The 23,738-nt window shown below is 49.3% G+C and carries 21 protein-coding genes; 7 read left to right on the top strand and 14 right to left on the bottom strand.

Annotated elements, in window-relative coordinates:
* Positions 1-291: 291 nt before the first annotated feature.
* Together KB559_RS09435 and KB559_RS09430 are read right to left on the bottom strand one after the other, a co-directional pair.
* Complete coding sequence (locus tag KB559_RS09435) at positions 292-990, bottom strand: HAD family hydrolase (protein ID WP_211021453.1); 699 nt, start codon at positions 988-990, stop codon at positions 292-294.
* A 133-nt stretch (positions 991-1,123) separates the two neighbouring features.
* Positions 1,124-1,597 carry a DUF3939 domain-containing protein gene (locus KB559_RS09430; RefSeq protein ID WP_211021452.1) on the bottom strand — a complete coding sequence of 158 codons (474 nt, stop codon included), beginning with the start codon at positions 1,595-1,597 and terminating at the stop codon, positions 1,124-1,126.
* Between the two features lie 219 nt (positions 1,598-1,816).
* Between KB559_RS09430 and KB559_RS09425 the strand changes: the two genes are divergently transcribed.
* Both KB559_RS09425 and KB559_RS09420 read left to right on the top strand, forming a co-directional pair.
* Entirely contained in the window at positions 1,817-2,809 is a 993-nt protein-coding gene (locus KB559_RS09425; protein WP_211021451.1) for a YpdA family putative bacillithiol disulfide reductase, read from the top strand.
* Positions 2,810-2,845: 36 nt separating this feature from the next.
* The gene (locus KB559_RS09420; RefSeq protein WP_211021450.1) at positions 2,846-3,298 is read left to right on the top strand and encodes a DUF441 domain-containing protein; all 453 of its coding nucleotides are present in this window, start codon (positions 2,846-2,848) and stop codon (positions 3,296-3,298) included.
* 67 nt (positions 3,299-3,365) lie between these two features.
* Here KB559_RS09420 and KB559_RS25570 read toward each other — a convergent pair whose 3' ends face one another.
* The 3 genes from KB559_RS25570 to KB559_RS09405 form a co-directional block, all read right to left on the bottom strand.
* Positions 3,366-3,665 carry a hypothetical protein gene (locus tag KB559_RS25570; protein ID WP_211021536.1) on the bottom strand — a complete coding sequence of 100 codons (300 nt, stop codon included), beginning with the start codon at positions 3,663-3,665 and terminating at the stop codon, positions 3,366-3,368.
* A gap of 510 nt (positions 3,666-4,175) precedes the next feature.
* Positions 4,176-5,930: an ABC transporter ATP-binding protein gene (locus KB559_RS09410; protein WP_211021449.1), complete on the bottom strand. Its 1,755-nt coding sequence runs from the start codon at positions 5,928-5,930 to the stop codon at positions 4,176-4,178.
* Between the two features lie 292 nt (positions 5,931-6,222).
* Positions 6,223-7,194, bottom strand: coding sequence for a phosphotransferase family protein (locus KB559_RS09405; protein ID WP_211021448.1), 972 nt, complete (start codon positions 7,192-7,194; stop codon positions 6,223-6,225).
* Between the two features lie 201 nt (positions 7,195-7,395).
* On the opposite strand from KB559_RS09405, the gene KB559_RS09400 reads away from it, so the two are divergent.
* Positions 7,396-7,902 carry an ADP-heptose synthase gene (locus KB559_RS09400; protein ID WP_211021447.1) on the top strand — a complete coding sequence of 169 codons (507 nt, stop codon included), beginning with the start codon at positions 7,396-7,398 and terminating at the stop codon, positions 7,900-7,902.
* 70 nt (positions 7,903-7,972) lie between these two features.
* Here KB559_RS09400 and KB559_RS09395 read toward each other — a convergent pair whose 3' ends face one another.
* The 4 genes from KB559_RS09395 to KB559_RS09380 form a co-directional block, all read right to left on the bottom strand.
* The gene (locus tag KB559_RS09395; RefSeq protein ID WP_211021446.1) at positions 7,973-8,647 is read right to left on the bottom strand and encodes a hypothetical protein; all 675 of its coding nucleotides are present in this window, start codon (positions 8,645-8,647) and stop codon (positions 7,973-7,975) included.
* Positions 8,619-9,098, bottom strand: a complete 480-nt coding sequence (locus tag KB559_RS09390) for a hypothetical protein (protein WP_211021445.1) — start codon at positions 9,096-9,098, stop codon at positions 8,619-8,621. The genes KB559_RS09395 and KB559_RS09390 overlap by 29 nt, the downstream gene beginning before the upstream one ends.
* Before the next feature lie 6 nt (positions 9,099-9,104).
* Positions 9,105-12,725: an AAA family ATPase gene (locus tag KB559_RS09385; RefSeq protein ID WP_211021444.1), complete on the bottom strand. Its 3,621-nt coding sequence runs from the start codon at positions 12,723-12,725 to the stop codon at positions 9,105-9,107.
* Between the two features lie 208 nt (positions 12,726-12,933).
* Entirely contained in the window at positions 12,934-13,221 is a 288-nt protein-coding gene (locus KB559_RS09380; protein ID WP_211021443.1) for a HesB/YadR/YfhF family protein, read from the bottom strand.
* A 441-nt stretch (positions 13,222-13,662) separates the two neighbouring features.
* On the opposite strand from KB559_RS09380, the gene KB559_RS09375 reads away from it, so the two are divergent.
* The 3 genes from KB559_RS09375 to KB559_RS09365 all read left to right on the top strand — a co-directional run bounded on the left by KB559_RS09375 (position 13,663) and on the right by KB559_RS09365 (position 17,998).
* Positions 13,663-15,420 carry an ABC transporter ATP-binding protein gene (locus KB559_RS09375; RefSeq protein WP_211021442.1) on the top strand — a complete coding sequence of 586 codons (1,758 nt, stop codon included), beginning with the start codon at positions 13,663-13,665 and terminating at the stop codon, positions 15,418-15,420.
* 1 nt (position 15,421) lies between these two features.
* The gene (locus KB559_RS09370) at positions 15,422-17,488 is read left to right on the top strand and encodes an ABC transporter ATP-binding protein (RefSeq protein WP_211021441.1); all 2,067 of its coding nucleotides are present in this window, start codon (positions 15,422-15,424) and stop codon (positions 17,486-17,488) included.
* Positions 17,489-17,632: 144 nt separating this feature from the next.
* The gene (locus tag KB559_RS09365; RefSeq protein WP_211021440.1) at positions 17,633-17,998 is read left to right on the top strand and encodes a RidA family protein; all 366 of its coding nucleotides are present in this window, start codon (positions 17,633-17,635) and stop codon (positions 17,996-17,998) included.
* Between the two features lie 69 nt (positions 17,999-18,067).
* Here KB559_RS09365 and KB559_RS09360 read toward each other — a convergent pair whose 3' ends face one another.
* The 5 genes from KB559_RS09360 to KB559_RS09340 form a co-directional block, all read right to left on the bottom strand.
* A complete protein-coding gene (locus KB559_RS09360; protein WP_211021439.1) occupies positions 18,068-18,955 on the bottom strand; it encodes a protease complex subunit PrcB family protein in 888 nt (295 codons plus the stop codon).
* A 92-nt stretch (positions 18,956-19,047) separates the two neighbouring features.
* Positions 19,048-19,437, bottom strand: coding sequence for a PqqD family protein (locus KB559_RS09355; RefSeq protein WP_244861429.1), 390 nt, complete (start codon positions 19,435-19,437; stop codon positions 19,048-19,050).
* Between the two features lie 12 nt (positions 19,438-19,449).
* Positions 19,450-21,354 carry an OPT family oligopeptide transporter gene (locus tag KB559_RS09350; protein ID WP_211021438.1) on the bottom strand — a complete coding sequence of 635 codons (1,905 nt, stop codon included), beginning with the start codon at positions 21,352-21,354 and terminating at the stop codon, positions 19,450-19,452.
* 134 nt (positions 21,355-21,488) lie between these two features.
* Positions 21,489-21,824, bottom strand: coding sequence for a four-helix bundle copper-binding protein (locus KB559_RS09345; protein WP_211021437.1), 336 nt, complete (start codon positions 21,822-21,824; stop codon positions 21,489-21,491).
* Positions 21,825-21,936: 112 nt separating this feature from the next.
* Positions 21,937-22,971 (bottom strand): CobW family GTP-binding protein, encoded by a 1,035-nt coding sequence (locus tag KB559_RS09340; RefSeq protein WP_247681669.1) that lies wholly within the window; start codon positions 22,969-22,971, stop codon positions 21,937-21,939.
* Between the two features lie 187 nt (positions 22,972-23,158).
* On the opposite strand from KB559_RS09340, the gene KB559_RS09335 reads away from it, so the two are divergent.
* A complete protein-coding gene (locus tag KB559_RS09335) occupies positions 23,159-23,671 on the top strand; it encodes a MogA/MoaB family molybdenum cofactor biosynthesis protein (RefSeq protein ID WP_211021436.1) in 513 nt (170 codons plus the stop codon).
* Positions 23,672-23,738: the final 67 nt, after the last annotated feature.

Genomic DNA, 23,738 nt, shown 5'->3' with positions numbered 1-23,738 from the left:
GCACCCGCGCCCTCATCTCCGCAAGAACAGCAAATAAAACTCCGGAGACGAAAAAACCGCAGGACCATTACGGTCCTGCGGCAATATTCCATTGTCAAGACAGTTCTATCGTTGTTCCGATAAACAACGAAAAACGCCTGCTAACAGTTATCCCGTTCAGAGACCGTAATCATATGTTGGATTGTTGTGAATACCGTTTGGTTTACTCCGTACATAATTACCAGCCTCCTTGAAAAGATTTGTCTACATCATATTCGAATCAGGAAACATTTGTCAACCTGTACTTGAAATTCACTTCGCCGTTAAACAGGATGCCTGAAGCAATGGAGCGACTTCATCCAATTCCTTGATCGTGTGCCAAGGTGTGCCTCCCTCCAGATCAGAGGACCAAACGTGCTTTCGAAGCAGCCATATCCCACGGATTCCTATCTGAGCGGCTCCCCAGATGTCGTTGCGGGGATGATCGCCGACAATCACCGTATCCTCCGCACGGACGCCAAGCTTTTTCAATGCGAGTCGGTAGATTCTTTCATCCGGCTTTTTGATGCCGATATCACCGGATACGACTATTGCGTCGAAATGATCCCTCAGCTCCAGCAGATCAATTTTCCTATGCTGCAAATGACTAAATCCGTTCGTAATGATACCCAACTTAAGTCCCAGCGAACGGCAAGCCTTTAAAGTTTCAACCGCATGCTCCATTATACGGGCGTGAGACATGTAGTTTTTATCATAATAAGACTTCAGCTCCGTCAAATCCGGCTTGACTATCCATGGCAGTTCCTGTATCAGTTCCTTGAAAAAGCCCTCTTTCGGACGGTATCCATCCGCGTCGCTCTCAATCATATATTCAATAATCCGTTCCGTCTCCTCCGGACCGCTGACCTTCACCCGTTCGCTTATTAATTGCCTGGCGAATCCCCGGAAAGTCCGGTCTCGGTCCATGAGCGTGTTGTCCAAATCGAACAAAACCGCTTTAATCTGTTCCATACCTACTCCCCCATTTCTGTATATCTCTCTCCCTCTATTGTAAAACTGCCTGTCAAATTGTCTCGGCAAAACAAAAAAGCGCATCTCCTTTTACGGAGCTTGCGCTTAAGTCAGGTTAAATCTTTATAGCCTACTATATTACCTGTTTGGGACGGTGCGTGAGCAGCATTTCCTGATCCGTGATATATAGCGGAAAAGGTGGTATCTCTTTGAGATAATGCTCCGTATGCAGCAGCCTGAAATCAACCTGATATGGCGCTTGCGGTTTCAAGACAGGCAGCTTGCCGGTTTCCTCCATATACGTATCCACCGCTACCTGTACGAGATCCAGATAATAAGGAATTTCCCGGTCTGCCTCTGCAAAAATCTCGTAAGTTTCACGCGACAAATAAAATTTCTGGTCACTCACCCCGCCCAAATAACGGGACAATCGTTGCAAATCCAGACTTCCGTCAGGTAACAGCAAGGATTTGCGGTTAATTCCTTCCGGCATATCGGTCTCATATTTTCGAACGGCTTGTTTTACTTCTTCCAACGACACCTGCACGGCAGGAGGGGAACCGGCGACTTTACTGCGCTTACGGTTATTTTTCATCCAGAATAACATGAATGGTACCTCCCAACTTGGATTTTTCATGGGTAGGAAGCGCTTTCAATACTATTGTATCCTTAAATTTTAAATTTGAACGCTATTTATGCAAATCTTCATAGAAAAGTCATACCCTGGACAAGCCATGCCCGATAAAGGGCACGTCTCTGGATATTCTTTGGCGTTTGCGGTAGGATGTTAATGTTCGGCAACCAAATTTACTTTAGGAGGACTCTCATGCAAGACGTCATAATCATCGGAGCGGGTCCTTGCGGACTATCCGCCGCCATCGAATGTCAGCGGCGCGGCTTACATACGCTCATTCTTGAAAAAAACTGCCTCGTCCATTCGATTTTTTCCTATCCTACACATATGCAGTTTTTCAGTACGGCAGAAATGCTGGAGATCGGCGACATCCCTTTTGTTTCTCCCAACGAGAAACCTTTCCGTCACGAAGCGCTCGCCTATTACCGCCGGGTTACCCAACACTACGGCGTGCATATTGCTTCTTACGAAGAAGCTACCCGGATCGAACGTCAGCCGGACGGCACTTTTATCGTTCATTCCGTCACACGCAGCGGTGAAAAGTGGGAATACCCTACTCGTTATGTAGTCATTTCTACCGGTTATTTTGACCATCCAAATATTTTAGGAATCCCTGGGGAAGATACCGATAAAGTAACCCATTACTTCCAGGAAGCTCACCCTTATGCAGGGATGAAGGTTGCGATCATCGGCGGCAGTAACTCCGCAGTCGATGCCGCAATGGAGTTGATCCGTGTGGATGCCGAGGTTACGGTTGTTTACCGAGGCAAGGAGATGTCCGAATCCGTCAAGCCCTGGGTGAAGCCTGTGTTTGAAAGCATGGTAAACAAGGGGAAAATAAAGCTTTTGCTGGAATCGAGAGTGATCGAAATCCATAAACGGGAAGTTATCGTAGAATCCGTGGATATGCGGGAAAAAACCGTGCTTCCGAATGATTTCGTCCTCGCTTTGACGGGCTTTCGCCCGGATCGGAAATTGATGCTGGACGCCGGCGTGGAAATGTCCGGCGAGATGGAGAAACCGGTCTTTAATCCGGAGACGATGGAGACGAATATCCCCGGCATCTATGTAGCCGGCGTTATCGCTTCCGGCCGCAACGCAAACGAAGTATTCATCGAATCCGGACGCGATCACGGACGCCTGCTCGCAGAGCATATCAGCGATCTGTTATCCGATAAGGCATAGACTCCATAGGAATGGAGTAAGGAGAGAATTTCATACATGAATCAAATCGATGTTGTATCACTTTTACTTTTGCTCATGGCCGGGTTGGGAATTTTCAGCAGCAATATGCCGATCACCGTTGCTATGATTGTCCTCCTGCTGATCCGTGTTCTCCATATGCATTACGCCTTCCCCTGGTTGGAGAAATACGGTCTTACGGTAGGAATCATTATCCTGACCATCGGCGTGATGGCCCCCGTCGCCAGCGGGAAGCTGTCGCTTCAAACCCTATGGTCTTCCTTCTTTCATTGGAAGTCTCTGCTCGCCATCGCTGTAGGAATGCTGGTCGCTTGGCTTGGCGGGCGAGGCGCCGCCCTGATGGGCAGCCAGCCTACCGTAGTAGCCGGACTCCTGATCGGCACGGTGCTTGGCGTCGCCTTTTTCCGCGGCGTGCCGGTCGGCCCATTGATCGCTGCAGGAATCCTTTCGCTGTTCATCGGCAAAATGTAAAACGTAATTGGAAAAGGCTGTCTCTTGAACATTCATTCAAAAGACAGCCTTTTGTCTTACTTCAAATTCAGGATATTTTATTTTTTAAAAATGTCTTTACACCATCATACATAGTTAATAATCCAATAACTACAGCCAGAGTTCTAACGACCATTTCAGCACTTAAAAGATTTCCCATTACTTTATTAACGTCATAATAAGATCCTGTAATAAATACTGGCGAGAACATAATTAATATTCCTACAATGATGCTGGTTAAAAGAATTAGTATTTTGCCACTACTACTATCGGCAAGGGCAACTTGAGAACCTTGGCCAGCCCTAGTCTTAAATATACCGTAGCTATCATTGGCGCAAGCAACACGCAACTGCGCGGCTTGACGTCAACGATGATGAAGGAAGCAAGTAACAAATCTTTTTATTGATATCCTTTTAAATTCCTGCAATTCTACATTAGTTTAAGCCACGATAACGTAATATTAGCGGAACTGATGCAATAGTGCAGTATTTTTGGACTTGTAGAGATAAAGTTACTCGGGATGAGGGGTAATTATGTATTTTTGCAGGAATGTTTCTCTTTTGAACCGGTTAATTAATAAATTTCTGCACTTTTGCATGATTCCTCTAATATTCCTCAATAATTCCGATATGTATGCTCCAGCATGATTACAACGCTTATCCAAACATAACTTCAGCAATGGATCGCAGGTTTGCCCAATTACATCAAGGCTTACCTACCGAAAATAAGCTGCGAAAGTTGAGTTACAATTTATTTAATTGCTACATCAACTTGAAATTATACAACCTTGTATAGAAAAAATAATCGCCCCAGTGTGCCGGTACTCCGGCAACTGAGGCGATCCATCTTTTTGATCCATTTACTGATGATTCAGGTTTTGAATATTATACAATTGCGCGTAGACGCCTTCCGGCTTGGCCATCAACTCTTCATGGGTGCCCCGTTCGGCTACCGCCCCATTCTTCATCACGATAATAAGATCCGCATATGTAATCGTGGATAAGCGGTGAGCAACGATCAGCGTGGTCCGGCTCTTGGACAGGTCCTGGAGCGATTGCTGGATCAGATGCTCCGATTCCAAATCAAGCGCTGATGTTGCTTCATCCAGAATGAGGATCGGCGGATCCTTCAGGAATACGCGGGCAATGGCAACCCGCTGCTTCTGGCCACCGGACAGCTTCACGCCCCGTTCGCCCACTTCGGTATCATAGCCCTGCGGCAGCGCCATGATAAATTCGTGCGCATTCGCCGCTTTTGCCGCGGCTACGACGTCTTCGTCATCCGCTTCGGGATTGCCCAGTTTGATGTTGTCCCGCACGTTCCCGCTAAATAGGAAGTTATCTTGGAGCACCATACCAACCCGGCTGCGCAAGCTTTCCATCGTCCAGTCCCGGACATCCTTTCCTCCGACCGTCAGCGTACCCTTCTGGATGTCATAGAAGCGAGGAATCAAGCCGACAAGAGAAGACTTTCCGCCTCCGCTCATCCCGACAAAAGCAACCGTCTGCCCCGGGTTGACCTGCAGCGAAATATTTTTAAGCACCCAGTTCCCTTGCTCCTGATATTTAAACCATACATTCCGAAAAGTAATACCATGAGTGCCGGCCGGCATTACCGCCGCGCCTTTGGCATCCGTCATTTCATACGGCTCCTCCAGCAATTCCAGCACCCTTTCCCAGGAAGCGGATGCTTGGGTCAGGATTGTGGAAGAGTTGATCAAGCGTTTCAGCGGTGCATATAACCGATCGAGATAGCCAAAAAACGCAACGAACGTTCCCAGCGTTAAATGACCCTGGATCACCTGGTAACCCCCGTATCCGATGACAAGCAGCGGCGCAATATCCGTCAGTGTATTTATAATGGCGAATGTCCATGCATTCCATCGGCTGTGCGCCATTGCCCTGCTAAGATATTTACCGTTGATCCCCTCGAACTGCCGCGCATCGTGGCGTTCCAGCGCAAAACTGCGGATCACCGAGATCCCCTGGATCCGCTCATGCAAATAAGCCTGGATCCCGGCCAGCGCGGCGGAGCGATCCTTGGTAAGCTTCTTCAGCCGCTTGTACAACACTTTGACCGCGATGGCATAAAGCGGAAATATGGAAATCGCGACAAGGGTAAGCAGCGGGTTAAGATAGAACATAAAACCTAGCACGAACACCAAAGTGAACGAATCCAGCCATACATTCATCATGCCGACTTCTACGATATTTTTCGTTTGCTCGGCGTCATTGATAAAGCGGGAGATGACTTCACCCACTTTGGTATTTTGATAATAGCGGAGCGACAACCGCTGTAAATGGGCATACAGCTTGTTGCGCAGGTCGAACAGAATTTTGGCTGTAATGAACTGAGCGAAATATTGCCTTGCATATTCGACAGGTCCCCGGACAATCACGAATAAAAAGAACGTACCTCCAAGCACAACCAAAAGCCGGTTTATTTTTTCAGTTATATCCACGGCCTGATTGAGCAAAATGTCATCCACTACATACTTCTGAACGAGCGGCAATAATGATGGAATACCAAATTTCAAAATCCCGATGATCAGGGTTAATACAATCCACTTCGTATAAGGCTTAACAAATTTAAAATAAGCTTTCCATTGTTTCAACTCGGCTGCACTTCCCTCTGCTTTTCTCTACAAAAATGAACAATTGATTTTGAAAAACAAACCATAGAGGACTTTTTGGGTCTTATTTTATCAAAATCAGTATTTTCCTCGTTAATAAGATCCTTCCGGGGCCTTATTTGTCTTAAATATGCTTGAAGTCGGCTGTCCAGGTCTCAGTTTGCAAAATAAGACCCTAAAAGCACCTTATTTTTCCTGTATAGCTTATAATCTCTCAAATAGCGCCCCTAAAGTCCCTTATTTCTCATTCCGATCAACATGGACTGAATCACTTTTACAATTCTATTTCATTTGCCAATCTCTCTGCATACGCGTCGAGACGCGCTTCGATCAATTCGGCGGTCAGTCCTTGAAAGCCAAGATCTTCCCAACCTTTATATACCCCGGGAGGACCCGGCAGTACCTCAATCAAGGTAAGTATGTCCCAATAAGGATCCGCTGCCTCTATCACGCTTCCAGGAGAAGCCAGATAAGCTTCCATAAAAGCATCCGTCGTTTCCACTCCGTACAGTTGAACCAAATTCAATCGGCAATGACCGGTATCGATCCCTGCAGGACCTTGGCATGCATTTACCCAATCCACGACGCCGCTCACGCGGTCCTGCAGCCAAAGCACATTGGCCGGGTGATAGTCCCGATGAATGAGACGAGGCACATAATTGGGGGCCGGTCTATTAACGCGCTCAATCAGCTTGGCCCAAGCGGAAGGAGTAGTCGTCCATGCAGGTACCTGAAGATCTTCTATTTTATTATAAGTAAAATAGTTCCATACTATCGGTTCATTCATCGAAGCCTGATTACCATGCATTGCGGCTGCCGCTTCAGCCAGTCCCCGAATCCAGCTCTCTGAGGGACTCGCTGGCAAAACTACCTTACCCGGGAGACGGCTCATCAGCACCATCGGCAATCCGCACCGCTCGCCAGTCGGATCTGCGGCAATCCACTCCGGAGAAGGTATTCCGGCCGATTTCGCGGCCTGCAATGCTGCCGTTTCATGCTCGGCCAGATCCGGCTCCGCCTGAAGCCAGACTTTGTCCGTAAATTGACGCAGTACCCAATTCAGGTGCTCTTTATCGTCAGCCAATGAAATTTCCAATGCATACACCGCAGAAGAAATTCCCCCTTGCATCGGCATCACTTGCTCCACTCTGGCCAATTTTCCGGTCCGTCTACCCGCTTGCTCCTCAACCCAAGTAAGTACCGACTGCGGCAGTAGCTGCCCTTCCGCTCTAACGTTTATTTCCATACAACAGCCTCCCTTCTTTGGACAACCGCGTATTTTTCCCGTAAAGCTGTATTTGTAAACACAATAATGATATACTCCATAATAACATGTCACTGCCTGTAACGCGGCAAAAGATGCGGCGCATAAGTACCAGCCCCACTTTCACCGCTACGCAACAAAGAACAGGCAGCGAAAGGCAGCAGCCGCATTAGGAGGATAACCATGTCACGTCGATTTGTAATCGAGGCCGTGATGGTGGCGATTTACGGTGAATTGCTGGTGCCTTCAGCACCTGTCGAATATATTGTCCCTTACACCACCGTCATGGAGCTCTATGAATTTCAAAACAGTCCGGAACCGCTTATGAACGATCCCTCGGACGACCTGCACGTCAAGAACAAGATCAACGAACTGATCTCTTATCTGGAAGAACCGCTGAACCGGAAGAAGCTGGAACGGGCGCTTGCCGTCCCTTGGTCAAAGAGTCCTGCTATTCTGTTTGGCGACAATATCTCCTGGATCGTCATCAACTCGGTTGACAATGAACAGTACGGCGAATTGCTCGATCCTATCGAAACCGAAATCGTGCTTGCCGCGCAGCGGGAGAACGCCCCTATTTTAACAGACCAGCTAGAGCTGATCCGCCGGATCATCGCCGCCGAAGCCCCGGTTCAGGTATTTGATATCGGAGATTTCGACTTTGCGATGGAGGACAGCATTTTCTCATAAACAGCATTATGACAAAAGATAAGCACAGGGTACAGAAGAAATTCTGCATCCTGTGCTTCTTAAATTCCGGCTATTCTTTTTGCAGGGTATAGTTATTAAACTCCCCCTGAGGTGCAGTATTAAAATAATTCGTACCGTTCACCTCATACCGGATCGCGTAGGTGATCCCGCCGCCCCCGTCTTTTACGCCCTTTATTTGGACCTCGCCAACTGCCGGAACGGTTAATACCCTCGGTTTATGCTTGATCATAAACGCATCGCCTACGGGCGCTCCGTTTACTAGCACCTGAACGTAATCGCCGTCTTCCGCAGCATAATCCCAGACCCAGATTTTCGTATCCGCGCTTAGCGACTTATGCGTAATCGTATAATCCTGTTTGCCGATGTTCTTGTCCTCCTTCAGCAGTACCGCACCGGCGAGCAGCGATGTGGAGGTCCGATCGGCCAGCGCTTTCACGGCAGCATCGGACGTATCTACGGATTGGCTGGAGAACATATAAACGATCATAACAATAAAAAATGCAGCGATGGAAAACGCGCCGAACCGCTTATAGGACGATCCGTTCTTGTTCCGGTCGTCCCTAGCCTTCGGAGTGACAGGCTGCTCCGGTCGGGAATCCCCGGCAAATGGCAGCTTTCCTCCCGATTGTTGCCGGGTCGTATCGTCGTCCGTCGCCTGCTGCTGAGCTTGCTCACGCTTTTCAACCTCACCGCGTTCAAGATCGTGCCGATATTGATCGCTCATTTGCCATCCCTCCCGTTAAAGCGGCTCTTTTCCGGTGAAAATAAAGACTCATTAAAATCCGGCATAATATAATCTGGACCACCATCACTATGGTCCACACCATATGTCTGCTGTCGCTCTGCACTTCGTACCCAAAATTCAGTATCAGCAATGCCACGCTTACGATGATCGTATTGATGAGCATTATTTTTACGTAGGGAAACATCCAGGGCAACTTGTCATACATCTTGCGGAACGCCGGAATCATCAGAGATAAGCCGATAAACAATCCAAACAATGCCGTCAAGAATACGCCCGTGTTCGGGACTGCAAACCCGGATTCCATTACGGTTCCCATATCCGAGAGCGTCATAATCGGAACCAGAAACAGCATGGGAAGCAGCCAGGTCATAACCGCCAAAAAATAAATCCACGCCGCGATGGTTCCCAATACAGATTTCCAACTACGCATAATGTGCTATACCTCCTCAATATCGGCAGCATCGATGACTACCAGCTCTTCTTTATAGATTTCCGGCTTGGCGGTCAAACGGAGCGCCTGGCGGTTGACCGAGCGTTCGGCCACATTTCGGACATATCGTCCGTTGCCGAAGGATTCTTGCGTTACGGCATGTTCAAATACCCGGTAAAGCTTCTCTCTTGCTTCGCTGCTGAGAACGAAGCTGCCTGAAGAATAAAAGCCTTCCGCGATGACCATGAGCTCATCGGGCGAGTAATCCGGAAATTCGATAATGTTTGGAAAGCGGGATTTCAAGCCAGGATTGGTCGCCAAAAACTCCATCATCTCTTCCCCGTAACCGGCTAAAATCACAACAAGCCGCTCCCTGTGATCGTCCATCAGTTTCACCAGCGTATCGATCGCTTCCCGCCCGTAATCCTGTTCACTCCCCTTCGCAAGCGCATACGCCTCATCAATGAACAGTACTCCGTCCAGTGCCTCGTTTACGACATGCGTGGTTTTTAACGCCGTATGTCCCACATAGCCCGCTACCAGGCCGGAGCGGTCGGTCTCGACCAGCTTGCTTGTTTTGACGATTCCCATATGATAGAGCACATGTGCAATTGTCCGTGCCATCATCGTTTTGCCCGTGCCGGGATTCCCCATGAAAATCATATGGAAGGTTTGCGGCTGTTCTTTTCCAAGGCCCAGCTTTTTGCGTTCATTCTCCATCTTCAACCTTGCGTGCAGACTCCGCACATAGTCTTTGACCTCATCCAGTCCTACGATCCCGGAGAGCGATTGTTCAAGATCAAAACCGGTATCGCCCGTCTTCTCCGGTTGAATGTCCGTCTCGATAATTTCCGTCAATCCCTGTACGGTAACGTCGTCCTGATCGGCCACCCTTGCCGATTGGTTCCGCATGATGTTCTCAATCCGGTTACGAACCATTCTGGCATTCCCGGTATGCGCGGAGGCTGCCTTCCTAGCTGCCATCAATTGATCATACAGCATCGTTTTGGCCGGTTCCGTCAGGGTAAAGCCTTTCTCGGCGATCATTTTCAAAGCGATCCGGTAAAGTTCATCGCCGCTGTAATCAGGAAACTCAATGGTCAAAGGGAATCTGGAGGCGAGACCCGAATTGGATTTCATAAAATCCGTCATTTCCTTGTTGTACCCGGCCAAAATAACGACGATTTCACCCCGGTAATCCTCAATCAGCTTCACCAGGGTATCGATCGCCTCTTTCCCATACCCGCTTCCGTTATCTTTCAATGTATAAGCTTCATCAATAAATAACACGCCGCCCAACGCGCTGCGGAATACCTCTTCGGTCTTTTTCGGCGTATGCCCGGCATATTCCGCGACAAGTCCGCTGCGGTCCGTCTCCACCAGATGACCCTGCTTCAGCAGCCCCATTTCTCTAACCATATTCGCGACAACTCGTGCCATTGTCGTTTTGCCGGTTCCCGGATTACCCGTGAATACCATATTCAGCGATTGGGAGGAATCGACCGTGATTCCTGCCTGCTTTCTTTTTTCATTAGCCAGCAAAAGTTTATACTGAATGCGGAGAAAATCCTTAACTTCTTCCAAGCCGATAATTTCGGACAACGACTGCTCCAGATCAAACACCGTTTTGTCTGCAAATCGGAAATCCTCGGGGCAGAGAAGATCCATTTCGGGGTTTGCAGCTTGTGCAATCCTCTTGCCCTGCTCCAAAATGGCCCCTTCAATCACATTTCGGACCAGCCGGCCATTGCCGCCGTCATTCCTTCCCTTGATCTGGCTCTTCTCAAATAGTTCAAGCAGCTGCCCTTGGCATGACTCGCTAATACGGTATCCCTTGGAAGCCGCCGTTATTTCCGCGATCGCGGCCATTTCTTCAGCCGTGTAATCCTCGAATTCGATCTGTACCGGGAACCTTGATTTCAGCCCGCTGTTTGTTTTGAGGAAACGCTCCATTTCATCACGATATCCGGCCAGAATAACGACGAGATCATCCCTGTGATCCTCCATCGCCTTGACCAGTGTATCAACGGCTTCCTGTCCGTAAGTATCATGCTTATCCCTGCACAGCGCATAGGCTTCATCTATAAAAAGAACGCCGCCCAACGCGGCTTGAATCACGTCATTCGTCTGCTTGGCCGTTTGTCCGGTATATTGTCCGACCAGGTCCGCCCTGCTGACTTCCCGCAGTTGGCCTGTCGACAACACTCCGATCGCCTTAAGATATTTTGCGACGATTCTGGCAATGGTCGTTTTGCCCGTACCGGGATTCCCCGTAAATATCATATGCCTCGTAATGGATGACGATAAGAAGCCCGCCTCTTCCCGCATATGCTGGACCTTTCCGTGGTTTTCCAGGCTATACACATATTCTTTGACCTTATCCAGACCGACCACGGCGTTTAATTCTTTGCGGACTTCGTCGATTTGCGCGTTCGTTTTGTCCGGAAACCACTCGGACTCCGACAGATCCACCGTTGTAATCACAGCGGCTCCTGTGTTTAAACGAACCAGCGGCCGTCCCGCGACATAATCAAGACTAGCCTCCGTCATTGGGGGCAGCGGATTTCTTAATTTGTAATCGGATAAAGCTTTATATATAAAATTGAATATGTACTCCTCGATCGCTCTGATTCCTGTCGTTTTTTTGAACCGGGAACTGCAGCAAGCGACGAAATTGTCGGTAAAACCCACGCGGAGCGACAGCTGATTCTTGCAGCGCAATTCCATATCCCGCAGCAGCTTTAACGTTATTGCACGAATATCCTGCTCCGAATAATCCTCAAACCGGATCAAGTCCCCTACGACCTCCATCACTTTCGGGCTCCACGCCTCTTCAATCCGGCTCTTGGAGCTGCCCGTAACAAACACGAAAAATTTCCCGTTCGCGGAAAGCTCACTGACCGAGTTATGGGCCAGCACTCCGGTCGCCTCCACGAGGACGTTGTTCTGCATCGCGTACCGTGCGCCTAATTGGTATTTCCCTTGTACGATCAGTCCTGAGAGAACATCAATAAAAGCCTTGTGAGCCAACTCGAATCGCTCAACGACGACAACATCAGAGTTGGTATACATCGCCTTATATAAGTCGGAGAGGAAGAGCCCCTTGTCGGACAATGCGGGATATAATCCGAGGTCGATCCGGGACGGGACTTCATAGCTGAGCAGCTTCTGCTCCTTCATAGCAGCAACGGCCGTGTTCACCAACGTTTGCTTCCCCATGCTTTCCCCGCCGATAAGAAACAGCGTATTTCTCGGTTTATCTCCGTCAAACCCGCTCACAAACGGTCTTTTCATCGCAATAAACAAATGCTCCACCGCCGGTCGCTGCCCGATAAACTGCCGGAGGACATCCTCTTTGGCGAATGCAATGCTCTTATCCAGCGAGTCAGCCGTCACGGTATCCCTGATCGTTCCGCTGTAAGGAATTTTATCGTTCCCGCAGCCTGAGGCGGCCGCTTCCCCTTCGTTATGCATCCCCGGATCCGCCGAGGACCCCGGTATGGATGCGATCGGCTTCACGGAACTTGATTCTGCTGTCGACTTTTTCGCTATAAACCCATGTTTACGAACCGATTCGATAATCTGATATTCAGGAAAAATAAATTTCAGAATCTGCCTGATGTCCAACGATAAGCCTCCGTTCAATAACAACGAATAGTAAATACCCAATCTCTCTTTTTCGTCATGGAAGGTATGGAACCCTTTGAAAATAAAGATAAAAATTAGAAAATTAGGGCTTAAGATATAGAATTCTTTTTTCCATTATAAAAAAGCAAAAGACCGTCCCACGATCCGGGTACGGCCTATTGCATTAGAAAACACTTATTTTTCTGCCTCAATTCTCATATTCATAATCAATATCGTCTTCGGCAGCATTATAAACAACCTTCAGCTTATGACCGTCCAAGTACCATTGGTCATGCTCTTCCATAAAAAACGTGATTCCCTCCACCGTGGAGGAAAGGCCCGGAAACACCGGTTCTTCGACCTGAATTCCCAATGAGAAGCCGGGGTGAATCTTACCTCCCGCGCTGTATCTGGCGAATAGCCGCACGGTCTGTCCTTCTTCTAAGCTCAGCTCTTTTTTAAACCAGTTGGCGGCGTCTCTCGATATTTCGATCATGTGTAATCCCTCCTATACTCTCTTCATTTTAGACCAAACCGGCATTTTTGCAAAAAAATAAATTGACACCTTTACAAAACGGGTGTTAAAATCTCAAACATACGAGATCAGCAATTGAATTTATTACCATTAACTAAGAAAGGGTGACGACGGTGTTTAAGATGTTTAATCAGAGCGCATTTGATCATGCGACATACACACAACTGAATACCGAAGTAACCCGACCGGCTTTGAAAGCGTTCTGATCCGACCTTTCGTGGCCAATGAGCATCTGGGAAAGCAGCTTTTTCATTCTTGGCGGCGGTTACTTCGAATTGAAGTAGCGTACGCATTCATATGTTCTGAATTATTAAGGCATATCGTTTTCGGACGATGTGCCTTTTTTGCTGTTTTTTCGGCTTCACGGGTTATTTCGGAATAGAAAAAGGAGGAAACCTCACTATGTTTGCAGTGCTTAAAAATTTGGGATGGTTCTTTAAAAGGGAAAAGAGGCGCTACGTGATCGGCCTTGTCCTGCTGATTTTGGCGGGAGTCCTGGAACTTGCCCCACCCAGGCTGCTCGGTAAAGCCATTGACAACATTGCCACTGGCACCGTTACCTGGTCATCATTGACCACCTACATTCTGCTCATCATCGCGGTGCTCGCTATTATTTACCTGATAACGTACATATGGATGCATAAATTGTTCGGTGGCTCCAACCTGGTAGAGCGCCTGCTCCGCACCCGCTTTATGAACCATCTTCTTGGCATGACTCCGCCGTTCTTCGAGCGTAGCCGTACCGGGGACTTAATGGCCCGGGCAACGAACGATCTTCGTTCCGTAGCCGGGACGGTCGGGTTCGGTATGCTGACGCTGACGGACTCCACCGCCTACCTTTCGGTTATTTTTATCGCCATGAGCACGCTGATCAGCTGGAAGCTGACTTTGGCCGCGATCATTCCTCTCCCTTTTATCGCCCTGGCGATGAAAATTTACGGAAAGATCATTCATGAGCGATACACCCTCGCACAAGACGCGTTCGGAGACATGAACGATCAGGTGCTGGAATCCGTGGCCGGTATTCGCGTAATCCGTGCCTATGTTCAGGAACGGAATGATGAGAAACGGTTTGCGGACATCACGAATGACGTGTATAAAAAGAACCTGGCGGTGGCCAAAGTGGACGCCTACTTTGAACCGACCATCCGCCTGTTCGTAGGACTCAGCTATGCGATCGGATTGACTTATGGCATTTATCTCGTATTTCATAATGAATTGACCCTGGGCGATCTCGTATCTTTCAATATGTACCTGGGGATGATGATCTGGCCGATGTTCGCCATCGGTGAACTGATCAATGTAATGCAGCGCGGCGGCGCCTCGCTGGACCGCGTAAACGAAACGCTGAATGTTCGGCCCGATGTACAGGATCCCGAGCATCCGGTCGAAGTGGCTGTACCGGAGAGCATTGAATTCAAGGATGTAACCTTCCGGTATCCTACCTCGACGATCAACAATCTGGAGAATATCGACCTGTCGATCCAGCGCGGCGAAACGCTAGGTATCGTCGGCAGAACCGGCAGCGGGAAGTCGACGCTATTGAAACAATTGCTGCACGAATATCCGTCCGGTACCGGAGAACTGGTCATTTCAGGTGTACCGATCGGCCAAATCACACTGAACCGCCTTCATGGCTGGATCGGCTACGTTCCGCAAGAACAAGTCTTGTTCTCCAAAACGGTACGGCAGAACATCCAATTCGGACGCTCCGGCGCATCGGATGATGTCATTATGGAAGCGATTCGCACCGCTGCCTTCGACCAGGATCTAGGAACGCTGTCCGACGGACTGGATACGCTCGTCGGCGAGAAGGGCGTCGCCCTCTCAGGCGGACAGAAGCAGCGCGTCTCGCTGGCGAGAGCCTTTATCGCCGATCCCGACATCCTGATTCTCGACGACGCCTTGTCCGCGGTCGATGCCCGGACGGAAGCCCGGATCATCGAGAATATCCGGAGCAAACGCTCCGGCAAAACAACCCTGATCTCCACCCACCGCTTGTCGGCGATCGAACATGCCGACTGGATCGTGGTGCTGGAAAAAGGGCGAATTATCGAGCAAGGTACTCATGAAGAACTGCTTCAGCAGAACGGATGGTACCGCGAACAATACGAACGCCAGCAGGTCGAATCGAACCTGACTGACGGGGAGGTGTCCTAAGATGCACACCCATACGGGAAAATCACTGTTCAAATACGCCCTAACGGCGAAAAATACATTTATTCTGGCGCTCATCATGCTGGCGATCGGCGTAGCCGCCGAACTGGCCGGCCCGTTTATCGCCCGGACGATGATCGACGATCATATGCTGGCGATCGAGAAGCCTTTTTTTGAAACAGCGGCTGCCGGCGACAAAACCGTTTCTTATGACGGTCGCTACTACAAACGCGGCGACCGGTTTGCAGATGGAGAAGCACGCGGGGCCGAAGCCCGTGTGCTGCAGGTCGGCAAGTCATTTGTCTTCGTAAACGCTGCCGTAGCCGAAATATCAGGCGATCGCAGCTTCAAGGACGGCGTGCTGACCTTCAACCATAACGGCAAGGTCACCGAATACCCGGCTCAAAAGCTGACGGCTTCCGAGGTATTTGCTTTTTACAAACCCGAGGTTCCGGGAATATTCACTTTGGTCAGCTGGTATTTCGTTTTCTTGGCGATCTCGATCATCATGGAATTCGGAAAAACCTACTGGCTCCAATCCTCGGCCAACAAAGTTATTCAGAAGCTGCGGATGGATGTGTACGCGCATATTCAGCGCCTGCCGGTTCATTTCTTCGACAACCTGCCGGCAGGTAAAGTCGTCTCCCGGGTCACGAACGATACGGAGGCGGTCAAGGATTTGTTTATCGCCGTCCTATCCAACTTCTTCTCGGGCATCATCAATATGCTGGGAGTCTATGTAGCTCTATTCTTACTGGATGTCAGACTCGGCCTGATCTGTCTATTCGTTGTACCGATCATCTGGCTGTGGGTGGTGCTGTACCGGAAGTTTGCGACCAAATACAATACGATCATCCGCTCCCGGCTGAGTGAGATTAATGCCATCATCAACGAATCGATTCAAGGCATGTCGATCATCCGGATCTTCCGCCGCGAAGCGCAGACCAAGGAAGAGTTCGAAAACCTGAACGACGATTACATGAAGCATCAGAATAAAATGCTGAATTTGAACGCATTTACATCGCACAACCTGGTTAATGTAATTCGCAGCTTCTCCTTCGCCGTCGTACTTTGGTACTTCGGATCTGCGCAGCTGACAGGCGCGGGCATCATCTCCCTCGGTGTGCTGTATGCTTTCGTCGACGTGCTCGGCCGGCTGTTCCAGCCGATTACCGGGATGGTCAACCAGCTTGCGGCTCTGGACTCGTCCCTCGTATCCGCCGGACGCGTATTCACGCTAATGGATGAACCGGGCGAACCCGTAACCGACGGATCTATGCCGCGCTACAAAGGTAATGTGGAATTTAAAAACGTCTCTTTCGCCTACAAGCGCGATTACGTGTTGAAGAACATTTCCTTCGAAGCGAAGCAAGGCCAAACCGTGGCCCTGGTCGGTCATACCGGTTCAGGCAAAAGCTCGATCATCAACCTGCTGTTCCGGTTCTATGATCCTCAAAAAGGAATCATCACGATCGACGGTCAACCTGTAATCGACTTGCCGAAGCAGTGGATCCGCCAGCATATGGGGATCGTGCTGCAAGACCCTTACCTTTTTACCGGCACGATTGCTTCGAACGTGAGCCTGGGCGACGAGCGCATTTCACGCGAGACGGTCCAGAAAGCTTTAGAGGATGTAGGCGCAATGCGGATTCTATCGCATCTGCCTAAAGGGCTGGATGAGCCGGTCGTGGAAAAAGGCAGCACCCTGTCCGCAGGCGAACGCCAGCTGATCTCGTTTGCCAGGGCGCTGGCCTTCGATCCGGCGATCCTCATTCTCGATGAAGCTACCGCCAACATCGATACGGAAACCGAGGCGCTGATTCAATCCGCGCTCGAAGTGCTCAAACGCGGGCGGACGACATTTATTATCGCCCACCGTTTGTCCACGATCCGCGGGGCAGATCAGATCCTCGTCTTGCACCGCGGCGAAATTGTCGAACGCGGCACCCACGAGGAATTGCTGGCGCTCGGCGGACGCTATTATCAAATGTACCGGCTTCAGCTTGGGGCTGCTGCCGAAGCACCGGAAGCAACCGGCATAGCAATGCTGCCGGCCGTAAATCGCATATAATTTACAAACCCAGTCGGAGATGAGGCCTAGAAGCCTCTCTTCAGCTGGGTTTTTATTTGTCTATCAATAATATCACTGTGAAACAAGAACATTTGTTCTATAATTTACTTGTATTTCCATTCTAATTGAAGGTGAGGAGTTAGCATGATTCAGAGAATATCTACTCCGTTCAGTTATTCCTCGGCGGTAGCTGCCGGAGATTATGTATTCATCGGACTGCATCGCGGTTTTGGCGATACGTTCGAGGAACAGATTCGCGATGTATTTGTTCATTTAAAGAACACGCTTGAGCAATGCGCTACTTCGTTGGATCAGATCGTCCAAGTTTCAGTCCATTTGAAGCATATTGAGAATTTGCCTGCCATGGAACAAATTTTCTGCGATTATTTTGCACAAGATCAATATCCCGCAAGAATAACCGACACCACGGAGTTTTTTGATAAGGATTGCTTGCTAATGATCGAGGGGATTGCCTACAATCCCGGATTGACAACGTCGCGCCATACATAATTACAAGAAAGAAGCCGCTCTGCGAGTCTTCAACTAAACTCGCAGAGCGGCTTTCCTTGATTTTGCTTGTTATTTCAACTGCTCAATCTCAACGGTATACTGATTTGATACATAGGTTTCAGTCTTGGAATCCGTAATGACCTGAGGATACATCATATCCGGGTCCGGAGACAGCAATTCATAATATACGATCGCTTTGTTCTGCTTCGTGAATTCTACCTTGGCCACCCGAATCCCATATCCGGGATGAGGCTGCTGATACCGGGTCAAAGTCACCTTGTTGACCTGATCGTTGATCCGCTCCACGCTAACTGACACGTTTTGGCGGTTTTTTTCTTCGTTTTCTTTAAATTCCTTCACATACTCGGCCGCATTGTAGACCATTCTGGCCGCTTCGATGCGAGTCAGCGGGGAAGTTGGATAGAACTTTCCTTTATCATCCAGCTCGGTAATTTTCATCAGAAGCAATCTTTGAATACTGCCCGAGTAGAGAACATTTCCCTGATCCGCATCTTTTACGTCGATATACATTTTGATCATCGGATAGTTCCCGGTTGAAGATATCGCCTGATCCAGAATATAAGCGAACTGTTCCTTCGAAATTTCGCCGTTCCATTTGAATTTGTCAGGCAGCTTGATTCCGCGGTCTTCTAATGCTTTTTGAGCTGAGTAATACCATGAATTTTTACCGTGGTGCTTATTTGAATTCTTCTTACCTTCTTTCCCTTCCAACCCGAGTGCCTGGACGATCATATAAACGCCTTGAGCTCCGGTCAGCTTGCCTTTGGGAACGAACTTGTCTTTGGAAATACCTTGGATTACACCTTTTTGTTGCAGCGACTCAGTAATTTTTGCATCCTGTCCGTGGACATCGTTAAAAGCCGATGCCGATGAAGCAAGCAGCAAAGAGCCGGACAAGACCAAAGCGGCCACTGCGTTCAGCTTATTCTTTTTCATGTGGAATCACCTCTGCCCCCTAGACGCAGGAATTATAAGAAAGGTTGCATATTTTTTCCTTATAAATTAAATATACAGACTGGATAATATCCTCACCCTCCGGCGGACGCTTCGCCGTCATCAGCTTCAGATTGAAGCCAGGTTAGCCAGCCGTTGGCCTCCAGGACCTCCAAATATTTGCTCAAACGGGGATGCAGCGGCTCCGCTTCTGCACCAAATTTTCGTTTGATGTTCGATGCGATTTCGGCAACGGTATACTGTCCATTGCAATGAGATACCACGCTGCTTCCGAGCTCATCCAAATGAACCTTTATCCAGGCTGGCTGTTTCAAATAACGGATGGATTGCCGCTCCAGCCAGCTGGTTCTCGGCAACAACAGTGTTACTTTTCCCTCATCGTCTTCTACTGTATCGAGATGAGGACGGAGCAATGGAATCATTTCAAGTAAATTACTGACCGGACGTTTAGTTCTTCGACCCATTACATCATCCTCCTAACTTTTTTGAGTAATCCCGTCTTTGCTGCGAAGCGAAATCACCGTTAGCAGGATCGTTACAGCCAGGAACACGATAAATGGAAGCAGGTGATTCTGTACGGCCAATGTACCTGGAACCTGAACACCCGCCCAAATCAGGATCGCAATTATGACGCCGACCAGAGATTCTCCAGCAATTAAGCCGGAAGCCAGCAGCGTTCCTGTCTCGATCCGGCTCTTCAGCAAGCCTTCGTTACGACGGGATATGAATTCTACGAACCACCGTACTAAACCGCCGACCATAATCGGAGTGCTGACATGAACCGGCAAATAAATGCCCACAGCCACAGTCAACGAATTCAACCCAAGAAATTCAAATACAATCGCTGCGGCAACCCCGATAAAAATCAGATCCCAAGGCAGATTCTCGGCCATGATTCCTTCTACAATCAACCGCATCAACACGGCTTTTGGGGCGGGCAGCTGCTCCGAACCTAAGCCATAAGATGCATTTAGCACATTCAAAATAAACCCGATGACCAGACCGGATACAAGCACGCCGATCATCATGGCAACCTGCTGCTTCCATGGTGTGCCACCAACCAGATAACCGGTTTTGAGATCCTGCGAGATGTCTCCAGCTACCGCTAGAGCCACGCAAACGATCGCGCCTACAGTAAGAGCCGTCACCATACCGGCGGTTCCCGATACGCCTGTGAGCTTATACAGGACGGTCACGATTAGCAAGGTGGCGATGGTCATCCCGGAGACGGGAGAAGACGAACTGCCGACTAGTCCGACAATCCGTGAAGCGACCGTAACGAATAGAAATCCGAACAAGGCGATGGCTACGGCGCCTAATATCCCGACTTTCGTAATCGGGTCAAACGCCAGCAAAATGATGAGTACAAGAATGAGCGCAAATACCCATTTGGCCGGAATATCCCGGTTAGTCCGGTCCAGGGTTACCTTCTCGTCACCGCGTGTTGCTAAGCCCTGCAAGGTGGCTGCCAACGAGCTGAATAGCATCGGCAGGGTCTTCACCAGCGTGATCAACCCTCCTGCGGCTACCGCACCGGCTCCGATATATCGAATGTAATCGCCCCAAATTCCCCAAGCGTCAAGTTGGCTGATCGGGGTTTGTGAGGGAGCGATCGATCCCGTGGCTCCAGCCCCGAAGAAACCGATCATTGGAATAAGCACCAGCCAGGCCAAAATCCCTCCTGCCAGCATTTGTCCGGCAATGCGCGGGCCGATAATATACCCGACACCCAGTAAGGCGGGATAAGTATCCATGCCGATTACTGCATTTTTAAATTTGAATACCGCTGTCTCGATCTCGGTTCGAAACAACATCAATCCGTCTCCTAGCGCTTTCACCAGTCCTCCGACGCCAAACCCGAGCATCACCATGCGGGCGCTACGTCCCCCCGTCTCACCGGAAACCAGCACCTCGGCGCACGCCGTCCCTTCCGGATAAGGCAGGGTTTCATGTTCCTTCACGATCAGCAGCCGGCGCAGCGGCACCATCATGGCCACCCCGAGAAACCCGCCTACCAGCACGATGAAGCTGATCATTTGCTGACCCGGATTCAAGTCCCACATATACAACGCCGGAATCGTAAAAATTGCGCCTGCAGCTACGGCCTCTCCGGCCGTAGTCATCGTTTGGACGATATTGTTCTCCAGTATCGACTTTCTGCGGAACAAACCACGGAGTACCGCCAGAGAAATTACGGCTGCCGGAATCGAGGCGCTGACCGTCAAACCGATTTTCAGTCCCAAATAAGCGTTAGCCGCCGCAAACACGACCGCTAGCACAATCCCCAAACTGATCGCCACTGCAGTTAATTCGGGCAGGGTTCGGGATGCGGAGATGTAAGGTACGAATGATGCTGAGGAATCGGTTGGTTTTTTCTCCATGGCGAAATCTCCCTTCACTGTGAAAAAGCAGTAATATAATACCCGATTCCCCCATTTAATAAACGAAAAGCCCGGATTCACCTCCCTGAAACGGTAGGAAAATCCGGGCTTTCCAGCTGTCATGATCCAGCCTTTTAAGCGGCAGTATTCATTTTACGGCAAATCTCGGCGCAACGCCGGCAAGCCTCCGCACATGCTTTGCAATGCTCATGCTCATGCTTTTCACATTCCTCTGCACAAGCATCGCACGCTTTCGCGCACAGTTCGCAAATTTCCATCGCAAACGGCGTATTCCGGGACAAAGCCTCGGCAGCGAAAGCGCAAATGTCGGCGCACTCCCGGTCCAAACGGATGCAATCTCTCAACATTGCCAGTTCATATTCTTTAAGACTGGATACATAGCAGTAATTACATGCATTCATACATTGGAGACAAGCATCGATGCATTCACGGTATTTTTCTTGGATCATAGTTCAAATAACCTCCCGATGATGAGTTGCAAGTGTAAACACGCTCATTTATGTATTACCTTTATCGCGAGATCCTGAAACGGATAGGAAATAATACCCTGTCTGTTGTTGGTTAGTCCGATTGCCCGGCTTCTTTCTCCATTGCTTTCAATTGTTCGGCCAGCGCCACCTTGTCAAAGTGTTCGCCGATGAACACCGCCACATCCGGAACGTCGCCCTGCGGGGTGATTTTGAGGTAGTCGGCTTCCCGGTACGCATATTGAAACAAAAACCGGCTCGACGTATCGGAAAATTGTAATATCCCTTTGCCTCTGTAAATTTCCCGGGGCAGGTCCTTAATAAATTGTTCAAACTCCACACTGTCTACCGGACCGGAAAAATAATGGGTATAGACGGTCACATGTTCATGAGATGCATGCGAGTGTACGTCATGGTCATGGTGGTGGTCATGTTTTTTAAGAAGATCATGATCCTCCTCTTTTCCGGATACATGATCATGAACATGCTCAATCCGCGTACCGTTCTCCAGCAAAGATGGCAAGTCAACTTCGCATTTAACGGCCGGAATGATGCGGGCAAAAGGATTCAACCGGGTAAGCAGGTCCTTCATTTCCTGCTGCTGCCCGGGCTCGATCCGGTCGATTTTGTTCAGAATCAAGTCCGAACCGCAGCGGATTTGATCAAGCATCAGACGGTACGTCTTTCCCTGCTGCGACGAATAGAGCTCTGCCAGATGGGCTGCGTCAACGACTGTAATCATGGGACGGATGTCCAGCTTCAAGTAAAGGGAAGATTCCGTGACCGCATCAAAAATCTCCATCGGGTTGGCTGCTCCCGTCGCCTCAATTACGACCAGATCCGGCTGATCCCCCTTGATCAGTTCGTATAACTGCATACTCAAATCTCCCCGGATCGTACAACAGATGCATCCGCCAAGCATTTCGGCCATAGGCACCTCCTCATCGACGAGCTGGCCGTCCAGATTGACCTCTCCGATCTCATTCATAATGACCGCCGGCTTCAATCCGAGATCCTTCCAGTATGCAATCAGCCGCTGAAGCAAAGTCGTTTTACCGCTTCCTAGAAAACCGGACAAAATATATACCGGTGTCATTTCACTTTTTTCTTTGTCAATGTCTCTTTCCATTTTGCATTCCTCCGTCAATCCATCCTCTTTCCATGAAAGCGAGTTTACACCAAGCCGCCGGTTCATGCAACTTTCATGACGGCCTGGGCAGAAATAGATGTCCCTGCACCAGACCGAAGTGAACGTTTTTAGCGGTTTGTGGTAAAGTATATATACCGATCCTACATCCAGAAAGGATATGAGCGAAATGAAATCCGTTGATGAGCATCGCAGCGAAGCGCCTCAGGAAGTGGCCTGCATGGTAGTGACTGTATCCGATACGCGGACCGTAGAGAATGATACGAGCGGCCAGTTGATGCAGGAACTCCTTAATGCGCATGGTTATAAAGTTGTCAGATACACGATCGTGAAGGACGAATATGACGGCATCCGTCAATTGTTGCGCGAAGCGGTATCCAGCCGGGAAATCGAAGCCGTGCTGCTTACCGGTGGTACGGGGATTGCCCCGCGCGATACAACTTACGAAGCTGTTCGAAGCCTGCTGAATAAAGAGCTTCCTGGGTTCGGAGAAATATTCCGTTATTTAAGCTACACCGAGGATATCGGTCCTGCCGCCATTTTAAGCAGAGCCATCGCCGGAACGATCGGAAATATGGCCGTATTCTCAATGCCGGGTTCGCAAGGGGCCGTAAAGCTGGCCATGGAAAAAATCATCTTGCCCGAGCTGCGGCATGTCATGCGAGAAATTTATAAAAAGTAAAAGTAATGCCAGGTCAAATAACTTCAGCAACTAAAAAAATCCCTCTTCCATGGGTAACATTCATTCC

Source organism: Paenibacillus sp. Marseille-P2973, from assembly GCF_018101095.1.
Lineage (GTDB): Bacteria > Bacillota > Bacilli > Paenibacillales > Paenibacillaceae > Fontibacillus > Fontibacillus vini.
Note: the sequence above shows the minus strand (reverse complement) of the source record. Positions and strands in the feature narration are given on the sequence as shown.